This is a genomic window from Planomicrobium sp. MB-3u-38 (assembly GCF_002836425.1).
Taxonomy (GTDB): Bacteria; Bacillota; Bacilli; order Bacillales_A; family Planococcaceae; genus Planococcus; species Planococcus okeanokoites.
Map to the genome: position 1 here is coordinate 94,895 of NZ_PJBO01000034.1, position 22,175 is coordinate 117,069.

Sequence of the window (22,175 nt, forward strand, 5' to 3'; positions counted from 1 at the left end):
CCGTCAATCTGAAATCAGAATATTCCATACAGTAAGATATTGCGAAAACAGCCGGCAGGATCATCCCCGCCGGCTGTTTTTGATCGAACTGTCATCTTTGAATGACTGGAGGATATCCCCGGTCCAGCCTTTGCTTTTCAGGTAATAATAGAGTATGCCTGTCGATACAATAATAAGGATCAGCGAAGCAAGGTAGCCGAATGTCCACTTCAGTTCGGGCATATGTTCGAAGTTCATGCCCCACAGAGCGCCAAATGCCATGACAGGAGTGAATAACGTAGTCAGCACCGTCAGTGTCTTCATGATTTCGTTGCCCCGGTAATTGGCAACGACATTTTCCATGTCCACCATATTATTCACTTCATCCTCGTAAGCGTCGATCAGCATGCTGATCCGGTCGATTCGTGCGGCAGTCCGGTAATATTCAGGGCCATCCGAGATTTTCCTGCCGAAGGTTTCGGGCATCACCAGTTTCATTTCGACAAATCCAAGAATGATATTCTTCCACAGCAAAATTTCATGCCGGATATTTTCGATTTCCGCCAGTGTCTGTTTATTATTCTGCTCCCTGATTTTCCATAGCAGATTGCGGAGCCTTTCTTCAAAACCGTCAATTTTATGCAGTAAAGACCCCGTCATCGCGCCGAGCAAGACCATCAGCAACTCCAAAGGCGTCTCGGCATGGTCCATTTGCTGAAGAATTTTTTCTTTGTCCATATCTTCGTCTTCATCATAATCGAGTTTATTCGTCAGCAAAATTTCTGTTGATAAAAAGAAATGCAATGTCCTCAAGTCATTTTTATCGTTGGGGTTCTGCCTGTAAATCAATGATCCCCAGATCGCTTCTTTCCCTCGCGTTGCGGTGTCGGCGTGGAGTATATTGACTGTCATTTCCTTCGATTCATCGCGCCAGGAATGGCTGCGTATGCTTTCCGGCAATAACTCCATAAATCCTTTTTCCGCTTCGGACTCTTCTTCATGCCAAACCGCATGTCTGAATGTATATTTCGGCACGGCCACCCCTCCTCCATTGAACAACAGTTTGAGTATGTAACAGCTAAAAAAAGCAAGTCCGCAAAGACCTGCTTTTCCAATCATCATTAATTTTGGTCTCTATATTTTTCATTGGAGTTTTCTTCATACTCCAATTCACGATCCGGCATCGGATCCATTTCTTTATCTTTTGGCGCATTTCGACGGGGCTCGACTTCAGGAATCAATTCTTCACCTTTGTGATTTTCTTTATCCTTCTTCATGCCTTCCCCTCCTTAAAAAATTCCTTACTATAATAAATTACCCGCTTCCCGAATTTCTAACCCTTCACTTAACAGAAACAAAACCGGTGGATTCCACCAACTTCTGCCCCTCTTCCGAAACAATCCACTCAATGAAGGCTTCTGCATTCGGATTGTCAGACCCTGCCGTTACCGCATAGAATTCCGAAGCCATCGGATATTCATCGGAACGAATCGTGTCAATGGTCGGCTCTACACCGTCAATCGCCAACAATTTGATTTTATCGTTCTGCACCATATCCACTGCGAAGAACCTGAATGTATAACCAATGGCATTCTTATAGTTCCTGTAGCTTGCCACTTCACTGATGATGCCGCCCATACCCGAAGCCATTTCTTCTATTTCCGGCTTCTGGACAGGAGTATCACTCATGAATTTCAGGAAAGTGGTCTGGCTGCCGCTGTCGACCGGCCGTTGAAAAGCATGGATTTCATCATTCTTCCCGCCAAGTTCTGACCAATTTGTCATTTCCCCTGAGTAGATCCCCTTAATTTCTTCGCTCTTCAAACCGTCAACCGGATTTCTCGAATTGACGAAAAAGACAAAAGCTTCCCGGCCGATCGGTGTCATTTTCAGTTCAACCCCCAAGTTCTCGGCTTTTTTTAATTGGCCACTGGACGGGCCGGCAACGAAAATGATATCTGCCTTGCCTTCGATGAGTCGGTCATACGCTTCAGGAGTAGTCGTGGAAACTACTTTGCTGAAAGCGGGATCATAAGGCGGATATTGTCCTCTTGGATAGACTGCTTCAGTAAATGCAGCATACAGCGGATAAAGCGCTGTAGCACCGTCAAGCTTCGGCAAGTCGTTTTCTATTTTAAAACTGGATGGTGAATCCGGCTGCGCCAATTTTTCGCTGTCTGTAAAAGGCTCATATTCATAAAGATCCACTTCCCCGTCGACCTTCGCAAAACTTTCCTTATAATAATGGGGAACAGAAAATGCAGCTCCAATCAATAGACAAAAAGCGATAATTCCTGTTGCAATTCTCTTTCCATTCGGCTTTTTATACAAATCTATATCTACAAACAGATACAGCAGCCACAATGAAATTACGACAGCAATCACAAGGCCGATAAACTGGAAGTCGCCATTCAGTGCTACGATCAGCAACACCGGGAGTCCCATCGCCCCGATCAAAGCACCAATAAACAACGCCATCATTATGCGTCCGAACATCTCCAAAATTTCCATCCCCCATATTCCATCTCTAATTTTCGATTACAGATTTGATCAGTGCCGCTTCGTCAGGATCTGCGAGGTTCAATGATTCCAGCTCTTCAATCGGCTGCCACACAATATCCTGAATCCAAGGATCTTCTTCTGGCATAATGATTTCGCCCCTGAGAACCTCCACCAGAAAATAATGCAACTCTACAGATACATCAGCGTTGTCAAAACTGTCATTTTTCACTCCCGCGCTTTTAAGCACTCGCACCTCCAGCCCAGTCACTTCAAAGAATTCACGAACACAGCTTTCTTCCAGTGTTTCGTTTCCTTCCGGCGGTCCTGAAGGCAACCCCCATTTCTTTTCCTCTTCCGGCGGCCCTTGCAAAACCATCAAAACTTCCTGCTGCCTATTGAAACAAATTCCGGCAGCACCTTTCCAATTCGACATCTCCATCACGTTTCACCTCTGGCGTTTTTTTCGATGCGGGCAACCAATCTTTCTTTGCCTGCAATGTATTGTTCGATATCATATGGGAAATCATGTGCCAGTTTCTTTTTCAAGATACCATATTCTTCCGCCTCTTGGGGATTTTCCCTTAAATAATTCCTGAATGCTAAATGCCTGTCTATTTCAGGATTCCCTGCGGCATAAATATGGACGTGATGGGTGCGTTCATCGCCGCCCCGCTGGAAATACCTGCGGCCAGGCAATCCGTTCTCTCCTTTTGATTCATAGCCCCGCTTTTCCATTTCACTTATCAATCCGTCAACAACTTCTATTTCACGTACCACCGGCATCAAGTCAATCACCGGTTTAGCCGCCATTCCTTCTATTGAAGTGCTGCCAATATGATGAATTTCAATGCATTCCGCTCCGAATAATTCTCTCAGCTCTTTTGCCGCAAGCTGAAACTGCTGTCTCCATTCGGGCTGGTAATCTGTTACCGTCACTTTTCTCATATTTCATCTCTTTTCATTTTTTATAAGCGAGTTGTTATTTCAATAGTATTGATTTATATCTAATTAATCTATATGCAAAATGAAAAAGCTGCCGAAAGTTTCCGGCAGCTTTCAAATTTACACTGATTTATTTCGCTTCTTTGGAGAATTCATTATCCAATACAATATGATGTGTAACATCAGGCATACCGAGATCGCCGGAGAACCCGTTCGCCCTGTAAAAAGCGTCCGCAATGGATGAATCAGTCCGGACAACGATTTCACTGAAATGGCCTTGTCCATAATTTAAGATCTCTTTCAGCAATTTCGTGCCTATGCCTTGTCTGCGTGCATGCTCAGAAATATAAAATCTTCTCAGTCTGCCGATTCCGCTTTTATCCGAATAAGGATCTCTGTTCAATCCGCCGATTGCCACCAATTCCCCTGCCGGATCCCATACACCGTAAAGCACTTCACCGGCTTTATTGAATGTATTGGTCCCATCTTCATATTGCTTGACCAATCGTCTCAGGAATCTGTAACCTTCCGCTTCGCTCTCCTCCACCAGTTTGGAAACATCCAACTTGTTTAAATCCTCAATCACTTTAATATCCATCGCCATGCTGCATCCTCCTATGGTACATATTTTTTCCCATTTACGGATTCTACTTCATTGCATCTTCGTTCTCTTCCAGTGTATCGAATTAAACAATTGAATTCCACTAAATATCGGAATCTTCTTACAAATTAATCATCCGTTTTAACACAAACCGGTTTTTTTCCATAAAAAAAGGCCAAGGGAATGGTCACCTCGGCTTTGTAGCTAGTTTATTCTATTCAAGAATTTTGATTGTTACGTTTTTGCGGCCCCATTGAAGAGCTGCATCTCTTGACGGGATGAACACGTCAATTTTGTTTCCTTTGATAGCTCCGCCAGTGTCTCCAGCGATTGCTGTTCCGTAGCCTTCAACCCATACTGTAGATCCAAGTGGAATAACTGTTGGGTCAACAGCGATTACTTTTTGGTTCGGGTTCGCACGCAAGTCGATGCCAGTTGCAGTAACACCTGAACATCCTGTGCAGAATGCTGTATATGCTGTTGCAGATACTGTCATTTCTTTACCTGATTGTGGTGCTTTAGCAGGTGCAGATGATTGTGCCGGTGCAGTTGACTGCGCTGGCGCTGGTGCTGAAGTTTGTGAAGTCGCCGGTGCTTTAGGAACGGAAATTGCTGTTCCGCCGCTGACTACCAATTTGTCACCAGGATAGATCAAGTGGCCTGTTATGCCGTTCCAGCTCATCAGCTGGTCTAAAGAAATGCCATGATTTACTGCGATGCGGTATAACGTGTCACCGCTTTTAACTGTATAAGATGATTTCTCTGTTGCTGCTTCTTGCTTTTCTTCGCCAATGCTAAGTTGTTGTTTCGGGAAGATCAAATCTGACGAAAGATCGTTCCACCCTTTTAACTCACTTACTGATACATTGTTCGCTTGTGAGATGCCCCACAGAGTATCACCGGATTTGACTGTATACGTTGAATCAGCGCTTGCCGTTGTTGCCGCGCCTACACTAAGAGCTGCGATTGCCGTTAGTGTCACGATTTGCTTTTTCATATAATGAAATTCCTCCTTTTCACTAACACAAGACAAACTATAACACCTAAACATTTCAGGACAATGACAAAACGACAGTTCTAATTTAACAATTACGTTACGTGAAAGTGCCATATATTACAGCTTGTAATAAAACTATTTATTCGGGGTTCGAGATATTTTACTGTTTTCCTTAATTCCCCATTTCATTATTTGCGTTTACCGCTGCAGAAAATAGGCTAAAGCAAGTAAGAAGCAAACCCTTTATACATAGCATCGATTTGCGTTTTCAGGGGTTTTTTGCAAGAATACAGTTCAGCTGTAATTTTGAAGGTTTTGTTTGGTCAGAATATTTCCAGCAGGTATTCCACTGATCAAATATCCTTATTAAAGGAGGAGTCAATTTGAGAAATGTTACATCCGTGTTCTGGATTTCTTTAGCAACCTGTATTGCCCTTGTAGCTTGGGGCTTCATCGCTCCCGAAAACTTCAAGGAAATGACAGGGAATCTGACGGCCGATATCTCAAGCGTGTTCGGCTGGTACTACTTAACCACTGTTTTCATCATTCTTGTTTTCTGCATCTACCTCATCTTTTCACGCTTTTCTTCTATTAAACTGGGAAAACAGGACGATGAGCCGGAATTTTCGCTGCTTTCCTGGTTTGCCATGCTCTTCAGTGCCGGAATGGGAATGGGGTTGGTTTTCTGGACCACCTCAGAACCGATATCACATGCTTTCATCAGTGCTCCCCGTGCTGAAACCGGCACTAACCAAGCAATTACTGAAGCCATGCAATTTTCATTTTTCCATTGGGGCTTGCATGCATGGGCTGTTTACGGCCTGGTCGCGCTGGTATTGGCGTATTCGAAATTCCATAATGGCGCTCCCGGTCTTATCAGTGCTACCTTAATACCTTTGTTCGGTAAAAAAAGCATGGCCGGACCGCTCGGTAAACTAATTGATGTGTTGGCGGTCTTCGCCACCATAGTAGGTGTCGCTTCTACACTCGGCTTCGGTTCAGCCCAAATCAATGAAGGCATGCACTTTCTGTTAGGAACCCCCAATACCTTTCCGTTTCAATTATTGATACTGGCAGTCGCAACTGTTTTATTCATCATCTCTGCCTGGTCAGGAATCGGCAAAGGGATTAAATACCTCAGTAATATCAATATGGTGCTCGCTTTTGCCCTTGTCCTCCTGTTATTGATTGTCGGACCGACGCTCTATATAATGGATACTTTCACAAACAGCCTGGGTGGTTACTTATCTAACTTCTTCTCGATGAGCTTCCATTTGGAACCATTGAATACCGATCGGCGCGCTTGGGTGAACGGTTGGACAATCTTCTACTGGGCATGGTGGATTTCATGGGCGCCTTTCGTCGGAATATTTATCGCCCGTATCTCCCGTGGGCGCACAGTAAAGGAATTTGTACTTGGCGTCTTATTCGTTCCTTCTATAGTATGTTTCATTTTCTTCGCCGTATTCGGTGCATCAGCACTGAACCTGGAGCAGAACGGGATTGCTAAGATTTCCGAATATAGCCTGGAAACAGCCACTTTCGGTGTTCTGCAGAATTACCCGCTTGGAACCGTGATGTCGATCATGACCCTATTCGTAGTCGCCATCTTCTTTATCACTTCTGCGGATTCCGCCACTTTCGTATTGGGCATGCAGACGACCGGCGGGATGATCAATCCTCCGAACCTTGTGAAAATCACATGGGGACTGATCCAATCGGCAGTCGCAGCAATCGTCATCTTCTCTGGCGGTACACAGGGATTACAGAATATCCTGATTATCGCGGCCTTGCCGTTTTCCGTAGTCGTCCTGCTGATGGGCATTGCATTCTTCAAAGCCGCTTCGCAGGATCCGTTGGTCAATAAAACCAAGAGAGTCAGAAGACAATAAACAAAAAGCATTTCCGCTTCATCAGCGGAAATGCTTTTTGTTTTTTCGTCATTCTTGTCAATTAATCACCGTTTAAGGCAATAACGTCTCCGATAAATTGAATTTCGCCGTCCTCTACGATCAGGCCATCTCCATCATTTCCCGCATAGACTATGGTTCCGGTTGCTCGGACATAGTCTTGTACCTGCTCCTTAAATGTCTCATTCCACCGATTATAATGCGGAAGGAACTCAAAATCGACGAATCGCAATGCTTCCAGCGTTTCACCGGAATCATCAGCATACAGCTGAAATAATTTCGTCGACTTGCCGAATTGCACAGCTCCGGCGCTTACTCCCGCCAAAACTCCACCTTGATTGAAATACGCCTTTAAATGTTTGTCCATTCCCGTGCGACTCAAGGCTTGATGCAGTTCAATCGGATTTCCAGCAGAAAGGTGGATGATGTCACATTGCAGCAATTCATCAATTTCCCCCGAATCAAATTCACTGTACAGGTCGAAAAACATCATATTGCGAATTCCATAGCTACGGTAATATTCCGCTTTTAACGTGTAATACTTTTGTTCTTTATCTTCCGTGGAAGGAATATAGGCTATTTTGGCCGTTTCTGGGTCCAAGCCCTCCAGAAGCCGTTCATCCAGCCTTCTATTCCCGGGTGTTTCAGCTATCTGATCACTGTAAAAGAAAAGTTTCCCCATATTAACCGCCCTTGTCATTAAGTTATTGCTGGTTGTGGCATGAATGTTTTTTACTTATTATAACAATTTAGTTAAAAAGAAAATATTGAACTGAAGTAAGATTCATCATGGCTTTTTGATTTATTTTGCATTTCCATTGAAGTTCTTCAGATTTTTAAGCCTGTTAGGGCAGCATTCTTCAATTTAAGCGATTTTTTGTATAAAAAACTTAAACGCACAGCTTAAAATGTCCGGCAGATGAGTTTATGATCGGCTACGGGGCGTTTGTGATCGGCTAGCAGCTGTTTATGATTGGCTACGGAAAATTTGTGATCGGCTAGCAGCTGTTTATGATCGGCTACAGGATTTTTCATTGTCCTGCGCTACTTCAAGAGCCCTTTCGATTAAATCTCCTTCGCCTATAAAAAAACATTCCCGCAAAAGGCGGGAATGCTCCTTATTATTTAAACACGCTCGTACTGTGAAGCGGTTGGACTTTGGATTTCGGATCAAGATAAGCTTTGGCGTTATTGATGGCCGTCGGCGCTTCACCAAATCCTACTGCAATCAATTTCACTTTACCTTCGTAAGTGGCTACATCTCCGGCAGCATAGATGCCTTCGATGCTTGTCTCCATTTTGGAATTGACGACGACAGAGTTTTTCTCCATCTCAAGGCCCCATTCTTTCAACGGTCCAAGAGACGTAATATTTCCGTAGTTGACGATGACGTGGTCAACTTCAAGACGCTCTTCGTTGCCTTCTTTATCGATCAGTACCAATTCGCGGATTTCTCCATTTTCACCGACCAATTCCTGGACGCCATATGGCTTCATGACATTTACAGTTGATGCCATCATTGTATCCACATTGGCTTCGTGAGCCGTCATTTTATCGCGTCGGTGGCTAAGTGTCACCTGATCCGCTACATTTTCAAGCATCATTGCCCAGTCCACTGCAGAATCTCCGCCGCCAAGGACGACGACTTTTTTGCCGCTGAACAATGTCAGGTCCTTCACTCCGTAATGCAGCGTTTTTCCTTCAAACTCTTCAGCGCCTTCAACTGCCAATTTCCGCGGCTGGAAAGCCCCGACTCCCGCAGTCAACAGGATCGTTTTCGAGTAATGTTCCCCTTTATCGGTACGGATCACAAAGTGGTCTCCGTGGCGTTCCGCCGCTGACACTGTTTCTTCAAGGCAAATTGTCGGATCACCGTAGTTGGCTTGAACAGTCAGGTTATCCACCAGATCTTTCGCCAGTACTTTGGAAAATCCTCCGACATCGTAAATATATTTATCAGGATAAAGTTCAGTCAATTGGCCTCCGAGTTGCGGCAGGCTGTCTAGAATCTTCACCTTCATCTTGCGCATACCGCCATAAAAGGAAGCAAACAAGCCTGTTGGCCCGCCGCCGATAATCGTAATATCAAAAATTTCGCGTTCTTCCATTTAAAACACTCCCATTAGTATCAATATTTATATCCTATCATATTCTATCCTATTTCACGCTATTGGACTATTGACGGAGATATACGAAGGAAAATTCAGAATTCCAGCACGATTGAACTGCAATATGCCACTTGATTCGGTAAACTGGGAATTGTAGATTAAATGGAAAGGGTGAAGAACAGATGGATTTGGGATTGAAAGATAAAGTGGTGGCGGTCATGGCATCTAGCAAAGGACTTGGAAAAGCGACAGCGATGGAATTTGCCAAAGAAGGCGCCATCGTTTTCATTTCAAGCAGAAGTGAAGATAAATTGCGGGAAACTGCGGAAGAAATCAAACAGCAATCGCAGAACGATCAAGTCTTCTTCAAGTCGTGTGATATGACAGATGAAAAGGACATTGCGGATTTCTTTGCATTCGTCGCTGATAAAGCGGGACGCGTGGATGTTCTGATCAATAACACCGGCGGACCGAAAGCAGGCGGATTTGATGGCGTAACGGATGAAGATTGGCACAAAGCTTTCGACCAGAATCTGCTCAGTTACATCCGCGCATCCCGTGCTGTTCTCCCTTATATGAAAGAACAGCAATTCGGGCGCATCGTGAATGTATCATCTTCGTCGACGAAAGAAGTTCTGGACGGACTTATTTTATCGAACACCTTCCGCGCGGGAATGGTCGGTTTCGCGAAAACCCTGGCGCGTGAAGTGGCTGGCGATAACATCATGGTCAATACAGTCGGACCGGGCAAAATCTCGACGGACCGGGTAGCTGAACTCAACCAGATTGCCGCTGACAAGCAAAATCTGACGGTTGAACAGGTCGTTGAAAATACCGAGAAACAGATTCCGAGAGGACGTATGGGGGAACCTGAAGAGTTCGCGAAAATCCTTGTGTTCCTTGCTTCTTCCGCTAATTCTTACATGACCGGCCAATCACTGATTGTCGACGGCGGATTGCTGAAAGCGCTGTGACCGTCAAATCATTATACACAGACCGTCAAAATCGCTATACTTGAGAATGAACAAACCGAAAAGGAGATGTTTTTAATGGCGAAAAAAGGCCACATCCACATGGAAAACGGCGAAATCATCAATTTCGAACTTTTCCCGAATGAAGCACCAAACACTGTAGCAAACTTTGAGGAACTGGCTAACTCCGGTTTCTATAACGATGTAACATTCCACCGCGTTATCCCTGGCTTCGTAAGCCAAGGCGGCGACCCGACTGGAACAGGCGCTGGCGGCAGCGGCAAAACGATCAAGTGTGAAACTGACAACAACCCGCATAAACACCAGGCAGGCAGTCTGTCGATGGCACACGCCGGCAAAGACACTGGCTCAAGCCAATTCTTTATTGTACATGAGCCTCAGCCGCATCTTGACGGCGTTCACACAGTGTTCGGCCAAGTTGACGCTGCAGGCGTGGAAGTTGCACGCGCAATGAAAAACGGCGACAAAATGACGAAAGTACATGTGTTTGACGAAGAATAGAAAAGTGACGACGCCCGTTCAACTCTTCGGAGTCTGAACACAGAAAAGCGACAAACAAAAAATCCTTACCGAAATCTCGGTAAGGATTTTTTCTGTCTATAAAACTTTGCTCAAGAAAGCTTTCGTCCGTTCGTGCTGCGGATTGCCGAATAATTCCTTCGGAACGTTCTCTTCAACGATGTATCCGCCGTCGATAAACAGGACGCGGTCGCCCATCTCGGCAGCGAAGCCCATTTCGTGGGTTACAACCACCATTGTCATGCCTTCCCGCGCAAGTTCCTTCATTACATCCAGTACATCCCCGACCATTTCGGGGTCAAGCGCAGATGTCGGCTCATCAAACAACATGATTTTCGGGTCCATAGCCAGTGCCCGTGCAATCGCGACGCGCTGCTTTTGGCCGCCTGAAAGTTCACCCGGATAAGCCTGCGCCTTTTCGCGCAACCCTACTTTATCGAGCAGCTCATTCGCTTTTTTCTCAGCAGTGGCTTTATCCATGCCCTTCAGCTTCATAGGAGCCAGGACAATATTCTGCATCACGGTCTTATGCGGAAACAGATTGAATTGCTGGAACACCATGCCGACGTCCTGCCGGATTTTATTGATGTTATTCTTTGGATCGGTAATATCGACGCCTTCGATATAGACATGGCCGTCCGTGATCTCTTCCAGCCGGTTCAAACAGCGAAGAAAAGTACTTTTGCCTGAACCGGACGGGCCGATTACGCAAATGACTTCCTTTTCTTCGACCACTGTACTCATATCTTTAATAACTTCAAGGTCGCCGAATGATTTTTTTAGGTTTTCAACTCTGATCATAGTCATCGTAATACAAACTTCCTTTCTACAAAGCTCGCCAGCATGGAGAGCAAGTATATGACGATGAAGTAAATGATACCAAGAAGCAAGTAGATTTCAAACGCCTGGAAAGTCGCACTTGCCTGGATACGCCCTTCCTGGGTCAAATCTGCAACACCGATTACAGAAAGAAGAGATGTATCTTTCAAGGAAATGATTGCCTGGTTGGTGAAAGTCGGCAGCATCCGTCTGAATGCCTGCGGCAAAATGATGTGGCGCATGTTCTGAGTCGAATTCAACCCCAGTGAACGAGCCGCCTCCGTCTGCCCTTTATCGATTGATTGGATCCCGGCACGGATGATTTCCGAGAAATAGGCCCCGGCATTGATTGCTACGGTTACAATCCCGGCTGTGGTATTGTCCATCGAAATGAATTCCAGAGAGTTCAATCCGAAATAAATGAAGAACAATTGAACGATAAACGGCGTACCGCGAATCGCATCAACGAAAATCTTGGCTATCCAGTTCAATATCTTGAACGGCGACAAGCGCAGCAAAGCCATAAGCAAACCGATTAAAAATCCGATAATGATGGCGATGAAGAAAATATAAAGTGTAATCTGCAAGCCTTCCAGTAAATATGGCAAGGCATTAATCCAAGTTTCCATTCACGTTGCCCCTTCCATAAAAAAGCGAAAGCGTCCGTTAAGCTCTGACAGGCATAAGACGATTTGGCGAAGCGGCGTTTTTCAGCCGAATAGCCGAAGTGGCTTATGATCCCAAGAGCTGGGCGCTGTAGTCTGGACAAAATCCGCTCCCTTTAAAGCTTTCTTAAACTTAGAAATGTACAATTTCTTATCCTATAAAAAACGCAGCGCGCATCTGCGCGCTGCATCCCCTGTGTTATTCAGAAATGTATTTGTTCAAAATTTCGTCGTACTCGCCGCTGTCACGCAATGCCTGAAGACCAGCATTGATCTGTTCAAGCACTTCAGCATTTTCGCCTTTCAGCACTGCGATACCATATTGGTCACCAGTCAGGCGGTCACCTACAGTTTTCAGATCAAGACCACTTTCAGCAATCGCATAAGCGATGACAGGGTAGTCTTCAAGAAGGACATCCGCATTTCCGTTCGATACTTCCTGGAACATGGATGGGCTGTCTTCGAATTGTGCAATTTCATAACCATATTCTTCTTCGTTATCACGGGCAAATTGTGCTCCCGTTGTCCCGCTCTTAACCGCAACTGTTTTGCCTTCAAGATCTTCCATAGAAGTGATCTCCGAGTTATCCGATTGAACAACAAGCGTCAATCCTGCATCGAAATAAGGATCAGAGAAATCCACTACTTCTTTACGTTCATCCGTAATACTCATCCCTGCAATCGCAATATCCAATTGACCGGCCTGCAAAGCTGGAATGATTCCGCCGAAGTCCATCGGGTTGAATTCGATATCAAACCCTTGATCTTCAGCAATCGCATTGATCAGGTCAATATCAATCCCTGTATATTCCCCGTCCACTTCATATTCGAACGGCGGGTAAGTCGTATCTATTCCCACTTGATATGTTTTGCTTTCGCCGCCTTCAGTACCGCTTCCTTCTCCCCCGGAAGTCGATTCATCATCGGATCCACATGCCGCGATAAACAGCATCAATGCTAAAAGCATCACAATAAAACTGAACTTTTTCATCATATTTCCCCCTTTGTATAAATTAAGTACATTACTAATATATCATAATATTCTCAAAATTAATAAGATGATCATATATTTCTCTGTGGTCAGTCAGAACTTTGTGCAACTTCCCGTTTCTTTCTCAGCCTGATAAAAAGCCTGAAATTATGAACCAGTGTTTTTACAACGGCATACAGCGGGATAGCAATCAAAAGTCCGATAAATCCATAGAGGGCTGCTGCGATCATCAACAAGAGGATGATCGTCAAAGGATGAATATTAAGGCGGTTACCCATGATGTTCGGCGTAATCAGATTGCCTTCCAATTGCTGAACAACGAGCAGAACGAGTACAACTTTGACCGCCATCAATGGTTCGCCATTGACCAGAGCTACGAATATGGCAGGAATGATGCCCAGAATCGGTCCCAAAAAAGGAATGATGATAAGGAACATTGCAAAGATTGCCAGTGTCAAAGCGTAATCCAGTCCGATGATGATATAACCGATGTACATCAGCACACCGACAGTCATTGCCACCAGTGCCTGTCCGACGATATAGGCGGATAAAGTCGCATCCACATCGCTCAATAATTTCCTGCCTTCCGGTTTATGTTCTTCAGACAGATATTTCGTAATATGCGGAACAAGTTTTTCGTCATCTTTCAATAAGAAGAAAAGTATGAATGGCACGACGATGATGACGACTGCAATATTCACCAATGCAGTTAAGATGCTGGCAACATTGTCGACCAGCCCGTCCGAAGCGGATTGTATATAAGATAATGCCCTTGCGCGAATTTCAGATCCCTGGAGCCCCATGAATTCGAATCTCGCCATAGCTGTTTCGGATTCCTCTGTCACTTCCTCCACTTTTTCCGGCGCCAATTCCAAAAAGCTCTCTACCTGCGCCTTGACTGTAGGTCCAAAAAAATAGATTCCAATTGCAAAAATGGATGCGATGACAGCAAAAACAATGGCGATGCCAGCTAATTTCGGTACATAGCGCCTCAGCAGATTCACCAGCGGACGAAGCAGATAATAAAACAGGCCAGCGATTAAAATAGGCGCAAAAAGTGTAGTAATTATAACTTTGAACGGCCATAGCGCATAATCGATCTTGCCAAGGAAAAATAGGATGATCAATATCAGCAATGCGCCTGTGGCATACTCAAAAAATGGTTTTCTAATCCACAAATGGCTTCCTCCTCCCTCTAAATGAAACCGTCAAAAAGAGCGAAAGTAAAAATCTCTTTACTTCCGCTCTGAAAATCCATATATTATTTGTCTTTTTCCAATTCTTCAAGCTCTCTGTGTGTTTGCGGGAAAGCATTAGCCTGCCATTCATCACGGTAGGCCGAATCCAATTGAGTCAAACCTTTTTCCGCGTCATCTTCATCCGCTTCAACACTTTCGCGCTGGTCGATTTCCTTGCTGTTATGCATATGCACATCTTTATCGAGCGCTTCCTGCTTCGCTTTTTCCTGATAGGATTTATACACAAAAATCCCGGCTGCAGCCGCAAAAGCACTGGTCAATAATGAAATCATTGTTGAATTTTTCATCGAATCCCTCCAAATAAAACTTTATATTTCCACTATATAATGTTGTATACCCTTAAAAATTAAGTTTAATTAGGAAAAACGAAGATTTTTCATCTTCACAGTACATAGACGTCTTCATTTTCTTTCTGCCTGAATGTTTCAAGCTGTTTCAGCAGCTTCAGGGCAACACCTTTTGCTGAAGCCGGATTCTGGCCGGTTATGAGTCTGCCTGAAACCACTGTGCAAGCGGCCATGGGTACAGAAGCTTTTTTATAAAGCCCGCCTCGCTCCTTCAATACCTGTTCGAGAGAAAAAGGGATATGCTTATACATGCCCAGCGCTTTCTCTTCCACATCCGAGAACCCGGTTACGACATGGCCCGAAACCAAAAGCCGGCCATTCGAAAGCCGCACGTTCTGGATGCCGCTTGGCCCGTGGCAAACAGCGGCCACATAGCCGCCCTGTTCATAAATCTCACGGGTCAATTCCTGTAAATCTTTGTCGTCCGGAAAATCCATCATCGTACCGTGCCCGCCGGTAAAGTAGATTGCTGCATAATCTCCAGGATCCACTTGTTCAGGCAGCAACGGTTTTTTCAGCTGGACCATGAAATCATCATCCATATAATAATTCCGTGTCTGCTTATGTGTCACAGCCCCCACCAAGCTTCGCGGATCAATCGGAACCCGGTCAGCTGCTGTGCTGACGATATCCACTCCATAACGGTCTTTGACTTCATGGTAAAAATCCGTAAGTTCTCTCAACCATAATCCCGTTTTCTTCCCTTTTGGTCCCAGCGCCGAATGATTTGTCACGACAATCAATATTTTATCCATGCCAATCCCCTTTCGGATAATTTCCGTATTTTTTACATTATTCCCTCTTCAAAAGTTTTTACTCCCTGCAAATGAAATGAAAAACGATGGGACAGCCTATGCAAGGCCATCTCCATCGTTTAACGTGTTCCTATCTTTTCAATCAACCCTTCCAGGTTCATCGTGAATTTTTCATTGTCTTCCGGTTTGCGCTTTTTCGGACCTTTCATCCGGCCACCACCCTGACGGATCTTTTTGGCAATATGCCGGCCATGCAAAAGCTGGTCAATGTTCTCTTCCGAGTATAGCCTGCCGTTCTGATCAATCGGATAGCCCTGCTTTGCCAGTACCATCGCAGCCAGGCCATAATCCTGCGTCACGACTATATCCCCTTTTTTCACCCGATTGACCAGCACGAAATCGACGGCATCCGGACCCTTGGAGACAGTGACCGTTTCAGCGCCTTCCCTGTACATCTCATGTGACGTATCACATAACAGAATCACATCCATCTTATATTTCCGCGCAGCAGCGATTGTCTGATCCACTACCGGGCAGCCGTCTGCATCGATCAATACTTTTACCATCAGGCCTCTTCCCCTTCCACCATTTCATCGACCAAAATTTCAGCCGCTCTTCTGTAAAGATTGCTCATATGGACGAGCGACGCAATCAGCAGCACTTTATCGATCTCTTCGCGGTCATCGCCGAAATCCGCCGATTCCGTTTGCGCCTTTTCCATCTGCTGCTCCACATTCTCTTTGAAAATTCCGTCGTTGTATCGCTGAATCTCCAGATAACTTTCATAAAAACCGCTAAGATCGATTTCTTTCTGTGCCGCTTTTTCATTGATGCCCGCAAGCACTTTTTTTACATCATTGATCGATAATGCGCTTTTCATCTGATAAATCAAGTTGATTAACATTACATGATTCCGGGAATATTTTTTATTGGTCACCGGATAGAATAATTTCCCTTTGGCATAATTATTGATCATGGTCTTGGTCAGGATTTTCTCCTCCGGATTCCTCTTCGTTTCAGCAAAACCTGTATCAAACAATTGAATGACTTGATCAATGTACAAATCTATTCTGGGAATTTCTTCGACCGGAATTTTTTTCTCCAGCGCGAGCTTGTCTATTAACTGTTTGGCATCCGCCATATTCGAATCCCCCCTCATCAAAAGCGATTGCTTTAATTTTATACTATGATCACCGAATAGCCAAACTTGACTAGCAAAATAACTACTTATATTATATTAAGTAGTTAATAAAACTACGTAATGAAGAGGAGATATTTTATGGATACATATTTCAGAGAACCTTTTAACGCTATATCCCATCTAATCGGTGGTGTCCTTTCCATCGCGGCCCTATTAGCTATGGTCATCAAAGCAAGCTCCACTGGACTGCCGACTCTCCACATCGTGTCAGTCATCATTTTCGGTGCGAGCTTGATCTGCCTCTATACGGCCTCGACTGTTTACCACGCGGCAAAAGGGAAACCGGAAACCATTGCATTCTTGAGAAAATTGGATCACTCGATGATATTCTTGTTGATCGCGGGCTCATACGCTCCTTTCTGTCTGATTGCACTCGACGGCTCACTCGGCTGGACCGTATTCGCTCTGGTGGCTGTTCTTGGAATCAGCGGCATCCTCTTTAAAATGGTCTGGTTCCACTCACCACGCTGGCTTTCGACGGCTATCTACATTGTAATGGGCTGGATCATCGTATTTGCTGTTGTGCCTTTGGCAGAAAATCTGTCAGCGGTCGGCTTATCCCTATTGGTCGGCGGCGGTATCATGTATACAGTAGGCGGCATCATTTACGGGTTGAAACCAAACTTCCTGTCTTTCAAATACGCCGGCTTCCATGAAATTTTTCACATCTTCATCCTGCTCGGCAGCCTGTGCCATTTCCTGGCCGTTTATTACTATGTACTTTAAATGAAAAAACCAGCCACGAGATTTAACTTGTGGCTGGTTTTTAGGCTGTCGAGAAAGATCATCTGCTTCAATCATTTCGCTGCATATCTTTTAATGTCTCGAAGCTAGCGAAGCGGTGCAGAGACAGACGGACGCGTTCCGCAGGGAGCTGCCTGAGCCTCCTCGTGAGCTTCGCTCTCTGCGGGGTCTCAGGACTCGCTCTGTTTCCTGCAGGAGTCGCCGTCTGCTGCTACATTTTATATCTATAGAAGCAAGTGAATATTTTTCTCAAAAACAAAAATAGTTAAATTACTTCTTTATAGAAAGCGTTTCTGAGATATGGAACAAAACAGCGAAGACTCCCAGGTGACTAAGCGAAGTGCTGAGATCCACTCGGACGAAGTGGAACGAGACCGAGTTAGCTCAGCGCGAGCCACCAGGAAAGCGGAGCTGTTTTGTGGAATATCGCTTTCCTAATTTTCTTTTTCAACAAGCCGAAAACCAGCCGCAAGCGTTAACTTGTAGCTGGTTTTTTTCTATCCTTGAGTCTCCAAAGCACGCATCAGGTTTGCGTGGACTTTGATGTCTTTGAAATTGATGCCCAATGTAATGGCGGTCTGGGCAATTTCCGGACGGATGCCTGACAACACCGACTGCACACCGATGATTTTCAGCGACTCCATCACTTGGAAAATTTGCTGCGCCACCATGGTATCGATGATGGCCACTGCCGATAAATCGATGTAAAGCGTATCGAGTTGCTGTTTCACGCTTTGTTCCAGGGCGGTTTCCAAAATGATTTTAGCGCGGTGGGTATCGATATCTCCCACTAACGGCAGGATGCCGACCCCTTTTTTGATCGGAATGACAGGACTGCTCAGTTCATAAATCATCTGCCGCTGACTCTGGAGCATCCGCTGATCGGCTTCGTAATGCCGGATGGCGAAACGCTCGATAATGTAATCGAAAGAGTCGTTCAAGACTTCTGCCCAGTTTAACGCATCGTCACTGTTTGCATCAAAATCCTCATTGAAGAACTTGCGTACATAGCCCCAGTAGATTCCGCGGAATACCCGGATTTGCGCAATCACTTCATGCAATGGCACGGATTGGCGGGCACGTGCTGTCGCGATTGTTTCCACCCATTCTTCCAGTTCCACAAGAAATTCATCTTCACTTTTGATGAAAACGGAAGTCACCGCTTCTATAAAAGCATCATTCTGTTTCTTCAATTGTTCTTCCACCTGAGAAGAGACATTACTCGAATACATGGAGCCATCCGCTTTTTTCCGGCTGCCCAGCCATTCCTCCGTCAGCTTTTCTTTATTGCTAAGTATGTAATTATATAATTCCTCATTTTTTTGTCCCATGAAAAACAAAAACCCCTTCTGCTTGCAGACTATCTTTTCAGTATAATGTATTTTCCATATTAAATAAAACCTGACCCGGTTCAGCTTCTTGCAGAACCGGCAGTTCTGGCGCTTATCCATTTATAATATACACCGATCAGCAAGACAAAAATCGCCAGGGTCAAATACAGTTTCGAATAGCCGAGAGCAGAAGCCATCACGCCGAGGGCAACCGCTCCAATAGCAATACCGGTATCATAAAAGGCGAAAAAGGTGCCTGTAGCGTATCCGCTCCGGTGTTTATCGGCAGCCTCGATCGCCAGCGTCTGAAAACTCGGCAGCAAAGTCCCATACCCCAATCCGATCAATGCCCCCGACAACAGCAGCATCCAGGAAGATGTCGTATAACTGAGCGTCCATAAGCCGATGGCGAAGACGATGATTGAAGGAATGATGACATAATCCGGGCCTTTTGCGTCAAACAGCCGCCCAGTAAACGGCCGTACCAGCAGCATCGCCACTGCATAGACGACGAAGAAGAAACTCGCCGTCTGTAAAAGATTTAGCGCATCGGCATAGACCGAGATGAATGTGATGATGCTGGCATAAGCGAAAGAGATAAGGAATCCGACACTGGCAATCGGCATACTTTTCGTTTCCAGAAAATTGCTGAGGGCAAGCTTGCGCCGAGCCGCTGTTTCTTTCGGTATCTTCTGCACCTGGACCAGCAAAGCGCAGACAAAACCAATAACCATGATTGCCCCGAAAATGATGAAGATAACCCGAGAGGACACCAGCGGCTGCAAAGTCAGCGCGATGAACGGTCCTGCCACCACAGCCAGGTTCATGGCAATGGCATAATAACCCATGCCTTCACCGCGGCGCTCAGGCGGAATAATATCAGCTGCGATTGCACCCGCCACCGTGGTTACAAGGCTGAACCAGATGCCGTGGAAAAAGCGCAGAAGGAGCAGCGCCGCAAATGTGCCGATGAAGATATAGAGAATCGTACTGATGGTAAACATCAGTACTGAAAACACGAGCACTTCTTTATTGCCGAATTTATCGAGAATCATTCCCGCAGCCAGACGCATGATGATGGCACTGACCAGGAACACGGACGTGGCCATGCCGCCTTCCGCCACCGTACCGTTTAAATCTTCCAGCACATACAGCGGCACAAATGTCAGCAACGCGTAAAATACTGTAAAAATAAAAAAAGTGCTCACAGATATATTGATGAAGCTTTTTGTCCAAATCGGTTTTCTCTCAATCATTTGTTACATCCTTTTCAGTCCGCTCTGCAGAATGGATCTTTTTCAGCAAAGCTTTTAATTGCTGCTGTTCTTCCCTGCCTAAATACGAAAGCATGCCATTTTCAATCGCCGTGACCCGTTCTTCGATTTCAGCAACTTTCGATTCTGCCTTAGCTGTCAGGCAGACAATGCGCTGGCGTTTGTCGCCCCCTTCTTTCCGTTCGGCCCAGCCGCTTTCCTCCAGCTTTGAAACGGTCCGGGTAACGGTCGGTGCCTCCACGTTCAAGTACTGCCAAATTTCCTTTTGTGTCATCGGGCCAAATTGCTTCAAGCAAAATAAAATCGACCATTGTGCACTGTATAATTCATATCCCTTCAGAACCTCATTGACTTCTTTAATCGCCAAGCGGGATTTCTGATGGATTTCATGAAACAAAAGATTCTCCATGCAAACCGCTCCCTGTAAATTATTTACCTAAGTAAGTATATTGGGTTTTACAGGGAAAGTAAAGGTTGTGTCTTGGGCTGTGAAGCGCTGCAACCTCATCGGGCAGCCACTTTCTGACATCCACGATAAAAAACCGGAGAAAGCAGCGCTTTCTCCGGTCCAGTAATCATAGGCTGTCAAATGACTTCATTACATCAAATAATAATTCCGTTCTTCTTGGCGTCAAATATCAATTCTTCACGGAATTTCGGATGGGCGATGCTGATCAGGCGCTTGGCGCGTTCTGAAATGGAGACGCCGTGGAGGCGGGCCATGCCGTATTCTGTGACGATATTATCGACATCGTTCTTGCCGGTCGTGACGACGGAGCCCGGCGCCAATTGCAGCTTGATGCGGGACAGGCTGTCGCCTTTGGCAGTCGACGGCATACAGATATAGCCTTTGCCGTTTTCCGCAAAACGCACGCCGCGTGCAAAGTCGACTTGGCCGCCGCTTGAAGAATAGTATTTTCCGCCAACAGTCTCAGAAGCGCATTGACCGAAAAGATCCACTTCTGTTGTGGCATTTATCGAAACGATATTCTTTTCTTTAGCGATTTCCCGTGGGTCATTTACCGTGCTGACCGGCAGGAATTCTACTACAGGATTATTATCGAGGAAATCATATAGCTTCTTCGAACCGTAGGCAAAAGTTGCGATGACTTTTCCCCGGTTCGTGAATTTACGTGTGCCATCGACAGCGCCGGCTTTCACCAGATCCACGACGCCGTCCGGCAGCATTTCCGTATGGATGCCCAGGTGGCGATGATCTTTCAGCATGCTGATGACGGCGTTCGGAACCGAGCCGATACCGATTTGCAGCGTATCGCCATCTTTAATGTCTTCAATGATCGATGACGCGATCAATAAATCCTTGTCACTGATCTCCCCTGCTTTTTCTTCAGATAAAGGTGCATGGTGCTCGACGAAACCGGCGATTTGGCTGATATGAATTTGGTTGTGGCCGTAAGTTCTCGGCATATTTTCATTGACTTCAAGTATAAACGGAACTTCCCCGACAAATTCGGCCACGTAATCAGCTTGAGTGCCAAACGTGAAATAGCCATGTTCATCCATTGGCGAAGCCACCGTCATGATCATGGACATTTTCGTCGTCTTTTTCAACATCTTTGGAATTTCATGAAAATTATTCGGCACTAACTCCATCTTCGCCTGCTGATAAACTTTGCGGGTCGCACCGCTCAGGAAATAGGATACATGCTTTAATTGTTCGAGCTCCCCTTTAATATAGCTGCGTTCACGCAAAGCCAGCATCTGATGGATCTTTACATCATTCAGCTGATCCGCTCTCTCTTCCAGGATATCCAGCAATTTGATCGGTTCGCCGTTGGCAATCGGGATGATGATATCGGCTCCTTGACCGATCAGTCCGACCACTTCTTCAGGATTCAATTTCTTCGTCATTCTCTTCACTCCCGCTTCTTCTGTTACCAACCACTTTATCATATATATTGCCTGCTTCCGTATTTGCAAACTTTCCCTTAAATTCGGTTTTTTCCAAAAAAAGAAACGCAGACCTATTGTCCGCGTTCCTTCTTCTTCTTCTTCGCCATCGTATAAAAAATACCGCCCAGGCCGAATGCCACCATCAGCCCCCACAAAACGAGCAGTACATAAGAGCCGGTTCCCACTTCATTGTTCATCACAGCATAAAGCTGCAGCAGGAAAAATCCAAGGCTGAAAAAAGCGATCAGCGCAAAATACAATATTCTGGATCTGTAGCTGAATTTATTCATCATCAGGACCTCTTTCCGTTCCTTTATAATTATTC

At 45.3% G+C, this 22,175-nt stretch carries 26 protein-coding genes; 4 read left to right on the forward strand and 22 right to left on the reverse strand.

What is annotated here, in order from left to right:
- Positions 1–60: 60 nt before the first annotated feature.
- The 7 genes from CXF70_RS07895 to CXF70_RS07920 form a co-directional block, all read right to left on the reverse strand.
- Complete coding sequence (locus tag CXF70_RS07895) at positions 61–1,014, reverse strand: magnesium transporter CorA family protein (RefSeq protein WP_101802182.1); 954 nt, start codon at positions 1,012–1,014, stop codon at positions 61–63.
- A gap of 86 nt (positions 1,015–1,100) precedes the next feature.
- Positions 1,101–1,256 carry a hypothetical protein gene (locus tag CXF70_RS18350; RefSeq protein WP_199172806.1) on the reverse strand — a complete coding sequence of 52 codons (156 nt, stop codon included), beginning with the start codon at positions 1,254–1,256 and terminating at the stop codon, positions 1,101–1,103.
- Positions 1,257–1,320: 64 nt separating this feature from the next.
- Positions 1,321–2,490 carry a PstS family phosphate ABC transporter substrate-binding protein gene (locus CXF70_RS07900; protein ID WP_233208571.1) on the reverse strand — a complete coding sequence of 390 codons (1,170 nt, stop codon included), beginning with the start codon at positions 2,488–2,490 and terminating at the stop codon, positions 1,321–1,323.
- A gap of 16 nt (positions 2,491–2,506) precedes the next feature.
- The gene (locus CXF70_RS07905) at positions 2,507–2,920 is read right to left on the reverse strand and encodes an NUDIX hydrolase (protein ID WP_233208572.1); all 414 of its coding nucleotides are present in this window, start codon (positions 2,918–2,920) and stop codon (positions 2,507–2,509) included.
- Positions 2,920–3,426, reverse strand: coding sequence for a GrpB family protein (locus CXF70_RS07910; protein WP_101802183.1), 507 nt, complete (start codon positions 3,424–3,426; stop codon positions 2,920–2,922). The genes CXF70_RS07905 and CXF70_RS07910 overlap by 1 nt, the downstream gene beginning before the upstream one ends.
- A gap of 127 nt (positions 3,427–3,553) precedes the next feature.
- Positions 3,554–4,027, reverse strand: coding sequence for a GNAT family N-acetyltransferase (locus CXF70_RS07915; RefSeq protein WP_101802184.1), 474 nt, complete (start codon positions 4,025–4,027; stop codon positions 3,554–3,556).
- A 211-nt stretch (positions 4,028–4,238) separates the two neighbouring features.
- Complete coding sequence (locus CXF70_RS07920) at positions 4,239–5,021, reverse strand: LysM peptidoglycan-binding domain-containing protein (protein WP_084243168.1); 783 nt, start codon at positions 5,019–5,021, stop codon at positions 4,239–4,241.
- Positions 5,022–5,404: 383 nt separating this feature from the next.
- Between CXF70_RS07920 and CXF70_RS07925 the strand changes: the two genes are divergently transcribed.
- Positions 5,405–6,913 (forward strand): BCCT family transporter, encoded by a 1,509-nt coding sequence (locus CXF70_RS07925; RefSeq protein ID WP_084243169.1) that lies wholly within the window; start codon positions 5,405–5,407, stop codon positions 6,911–6,913.
- A gap of 61 nt (positions 6,914–6,974) precedes the next feature.
- On the opposite strand, the gene CXF70_RS07930 is transcribed toward CXF70_RS07925, so the two are convergent.
- The gene (locus tag CXF70_RS07930) at positions 6,975–7,613 is read right to left on the reverse strand and encodes a Type 1 glutamine amidotransferase-like domain-containing protein (protein WP_158241164.1); all 639 of its coding nucleotides are present in this window, start codon (positions 7,611–7,613) and stop codon (positions 6,975–6,977) included.
- Between the two features lie 439 nt (positions 7,614–8,052).
- Positions 8,053–9,039 carry an NAD(P)/FAD-dependent oxidoreductase gene (locus tag CXF70_RS07935; RefSeq protein ID WP_084243171.1) on the reverse strand — a complete coding sequence of 329 codons (987 nt, stop codon included), beginning with the start codon at positions 9,037–9,039 and terminating at the stop codon, positions 8,053–8,055.
- Between the two features lie 182 nt (positions 9,040–9,221).
- Between CXF70_RS07935 and CXF70_RS07940 the strand changes: the two genes are divergently transcribed.
- Positions 9,222–10,013 carry an SDR family oxidoreductase gene (locus CXF70_RS07940; RefSeq protein WP_101802186.1) on the forward strand — a complete coding sequence of 264 codons (792 nt, stop codon included), beginning with the start codon at positions 9,222–9,224 and terminating at the stop codon, positions 10,011–10,013.
- Between the two features lie 75 nt (positions 10,014–10,088).
- Positions 10,089–10,532 carry a peptidylprolyl isomerase gene (locus CXF70_RS07945; protein WP_084243173.1) on the forward strand — a complete coding sequence of 148 codons (444 nt, stop codon included), beginning with the start codon at positions 10,089–10,091 and terminating at the stop codon, positions 10,530–10,532.
- A gap of 96 nt (positions 10,533–10,628) precedes the next feature.
- On the opposite strand, the gene CXF70_RS07950 is transcribed toward CXF70_RS07945, so the two are convergent.
- From CXF70_RS07950 to CXF70_RS07985, 8 genes are all read right to left on the reverse strand, one after another.
- Entirely contained in the window at positions 10,629–11,357 is a 729-nt protein-coding gene (locus tag CXF70_RS07950; RefSeq protein WP_084243174.1) for an amino acid ABC transporter ATP-binding protein, read from the reverse strand.
- Entirely contained in the window at positions 11,354–11,998 is a 645-nt protein-coding gene (locus tag CXF70_RS07955) for an amino acid ABC transporter permease (RefSeq protein ID WP_084243175.1), read from the reverse strand. Before CXF70_RS07955 ends, CXF70_RS07950 begins: the two co-directional genes overlap by 4 nt.
- A 235-nt stretch (positions 11,999–12,233) precedes the next feature.
- Positions 12,234–13,025, reverse strand: coding sequence for a transporter substrate-binding domain-containing protein (locus CXF70_RS07960; RefSeq protein ID WP_101802187.1), 792 nt, complete (start codon positions 13,023–13,025; stop codon positions 12,234–12,236).
- 89 nt (positions 13,026–13,114) lie between these two features.
- Entirely contained in the window at positions 13,115–14,203 is a 1,089-nt protein-coding gene (locus tag CXF70_RS07965) for an AI-2E family transporter (RefSeq protein ID WP_101802188.1), read from the reverse strand.
- Between the two features lie 83 nt (positions 14,204–14,286).
- Positions 14,287–14,571, reverse strand: a complete 285-nt coding sequence (locus CXF70_RS07970) for a hypothetical protein (protein WP_084243178.1) — start codon at positions 14,569–14,571, stop codon at positions 14,287–14,289.
- Between the two features lie 95 nt (positions 14,572–14,666).
- Complete coding sequence (locus tag CXF70_RS07975) at positions 14,667–15,386, reverse strand: type 1 glutamine amidotransferase domain-containing protein (RefSeq protein WP_101802189.1); 720 nt, start codon at positions 15,384–15,386, stop codon at positions 14,667–14,669.
- A 119-nt stretch (positions 15,387–15,505) separates the two neighbouring features.
- Positions 15,506–15,952, reverse strand: coding sequence for a YaiI/YqxD family protein (locus CXF70_RS07980; RefSeq protein ID WP_101802190.1), 447 nt, complete (start codon positions 15,950–15,952; stop codon positions 15,506–15,508).
- Positions 15,952–16,527: a DUF1836 domain-containing protein gene (locus CXF70_RS07985; protein WP_101802191.1), complete on the reverse strand. Its 576-nt coding sequence runs from the start codon at positions 16,525–16,527 to the stop codon at positions 15,952–15,954. The genes CXF70_RS07980 and CXF70_RS07985 overlap by 1 nt, the downstream gene beginning before the upstream one ends.
- Positions 16,528–16,665: 138 nt before the next feature.
- Between CXF70_RS07985 and trhA the strand changes: the two genes are divergently transcribed.
- The gene (trhA, locus tag CXF70_RS07990; protein WP_101802192.1) at positions 16,666–17,313 is read left to right on the forward strand and encodes a PAQR family membrane homeostasis protein TrhA; all 648 of its coding nucleotides are present in this window, start codon (positions 16,666–16,668) and stop codon (positions 17,311–17,313) included.
- A 515-nt stretch (positions 17,314–17,828) separates the two neighbouring features.
- Here the strand turns inward: trhA and CXF70_RS07995 are convergent.
- The 5 genes from CXF70_RS07995 to CXF70_RS08015 all read right to left on the reverse strand — a co-directional run bounded on the left by CXF70_RS07995 (position 17,829) and on the right by CXF70_RS08015 (position 22,140).
- Positions 17,829–18,662 carry an STAS domain-containing protein gene (locus tag CXF70_RS07995; RefSeq protein ID WP_158241165.1) on the reverse strand — a complete coding sequence of 278 codons (834 nt, stop codon included), beginning with the start codon at positions 18,660–18,662 and terminating at the stop codon, positions 17,829–17,831.
- 80 nt (positions 18,663–18,742) lie between these two features.
- A complete protein-coding gene (locus tag CXF70_RS08000) occupies positions 18,743–19,918 on the reverse strand; it encodes an MFS transporter (protein ID WP_101802194.1) in 1,176 nt (391 codons plus the stop codon).
- Positions 19,911–20,345 carry a MarR family winged helix-turn-helix transcriptional regulator gene (locus tag CXF70_RS08005; RefSeq protein ID WP_101802195.1) on the reverse strand — a complete coding sequence of 145 codons (435 nt, stop codon included), beginning with the start codon at positions 20,343–20,345 and terminating at the stop codon, positions 19,911–19,913. The genes CXF70_RS08000 and CXF70_RS08005 overlap by 8 nt, the downstream gene beginning before the upstream one ends.
- Before the next feature lie 194 nt (positions 20,346–20,539).
- The gene (locus CXF70_RS08010) at positions 20,540–21,808 is read right to left on the reverse strand and encodes an acetyl-CoA hydrolase/transferase family protein (RefSeq protein ID WP_101802210.1); all 1,269 of its coding nucleotides are present in this window, start codon (positions 21,806–21,808) and stop codon (positions 20,540–20,542) included.
- 113 nt (positions 21,809–21,921) lie between these two features.
- Positions 21,922–22,140 (reverse strand): hypothetical protein, encoded by a 219-nt coding sequence (locus CXF70_RS08015; RefSeq protein ID WP_101802196.1) that lies wholly within the window; start codon positions 22,138–22,140, stop codon positions 21,922–21,924.
- Positions 22,141–22,175 lie beyond the last annotated feature (35 nt).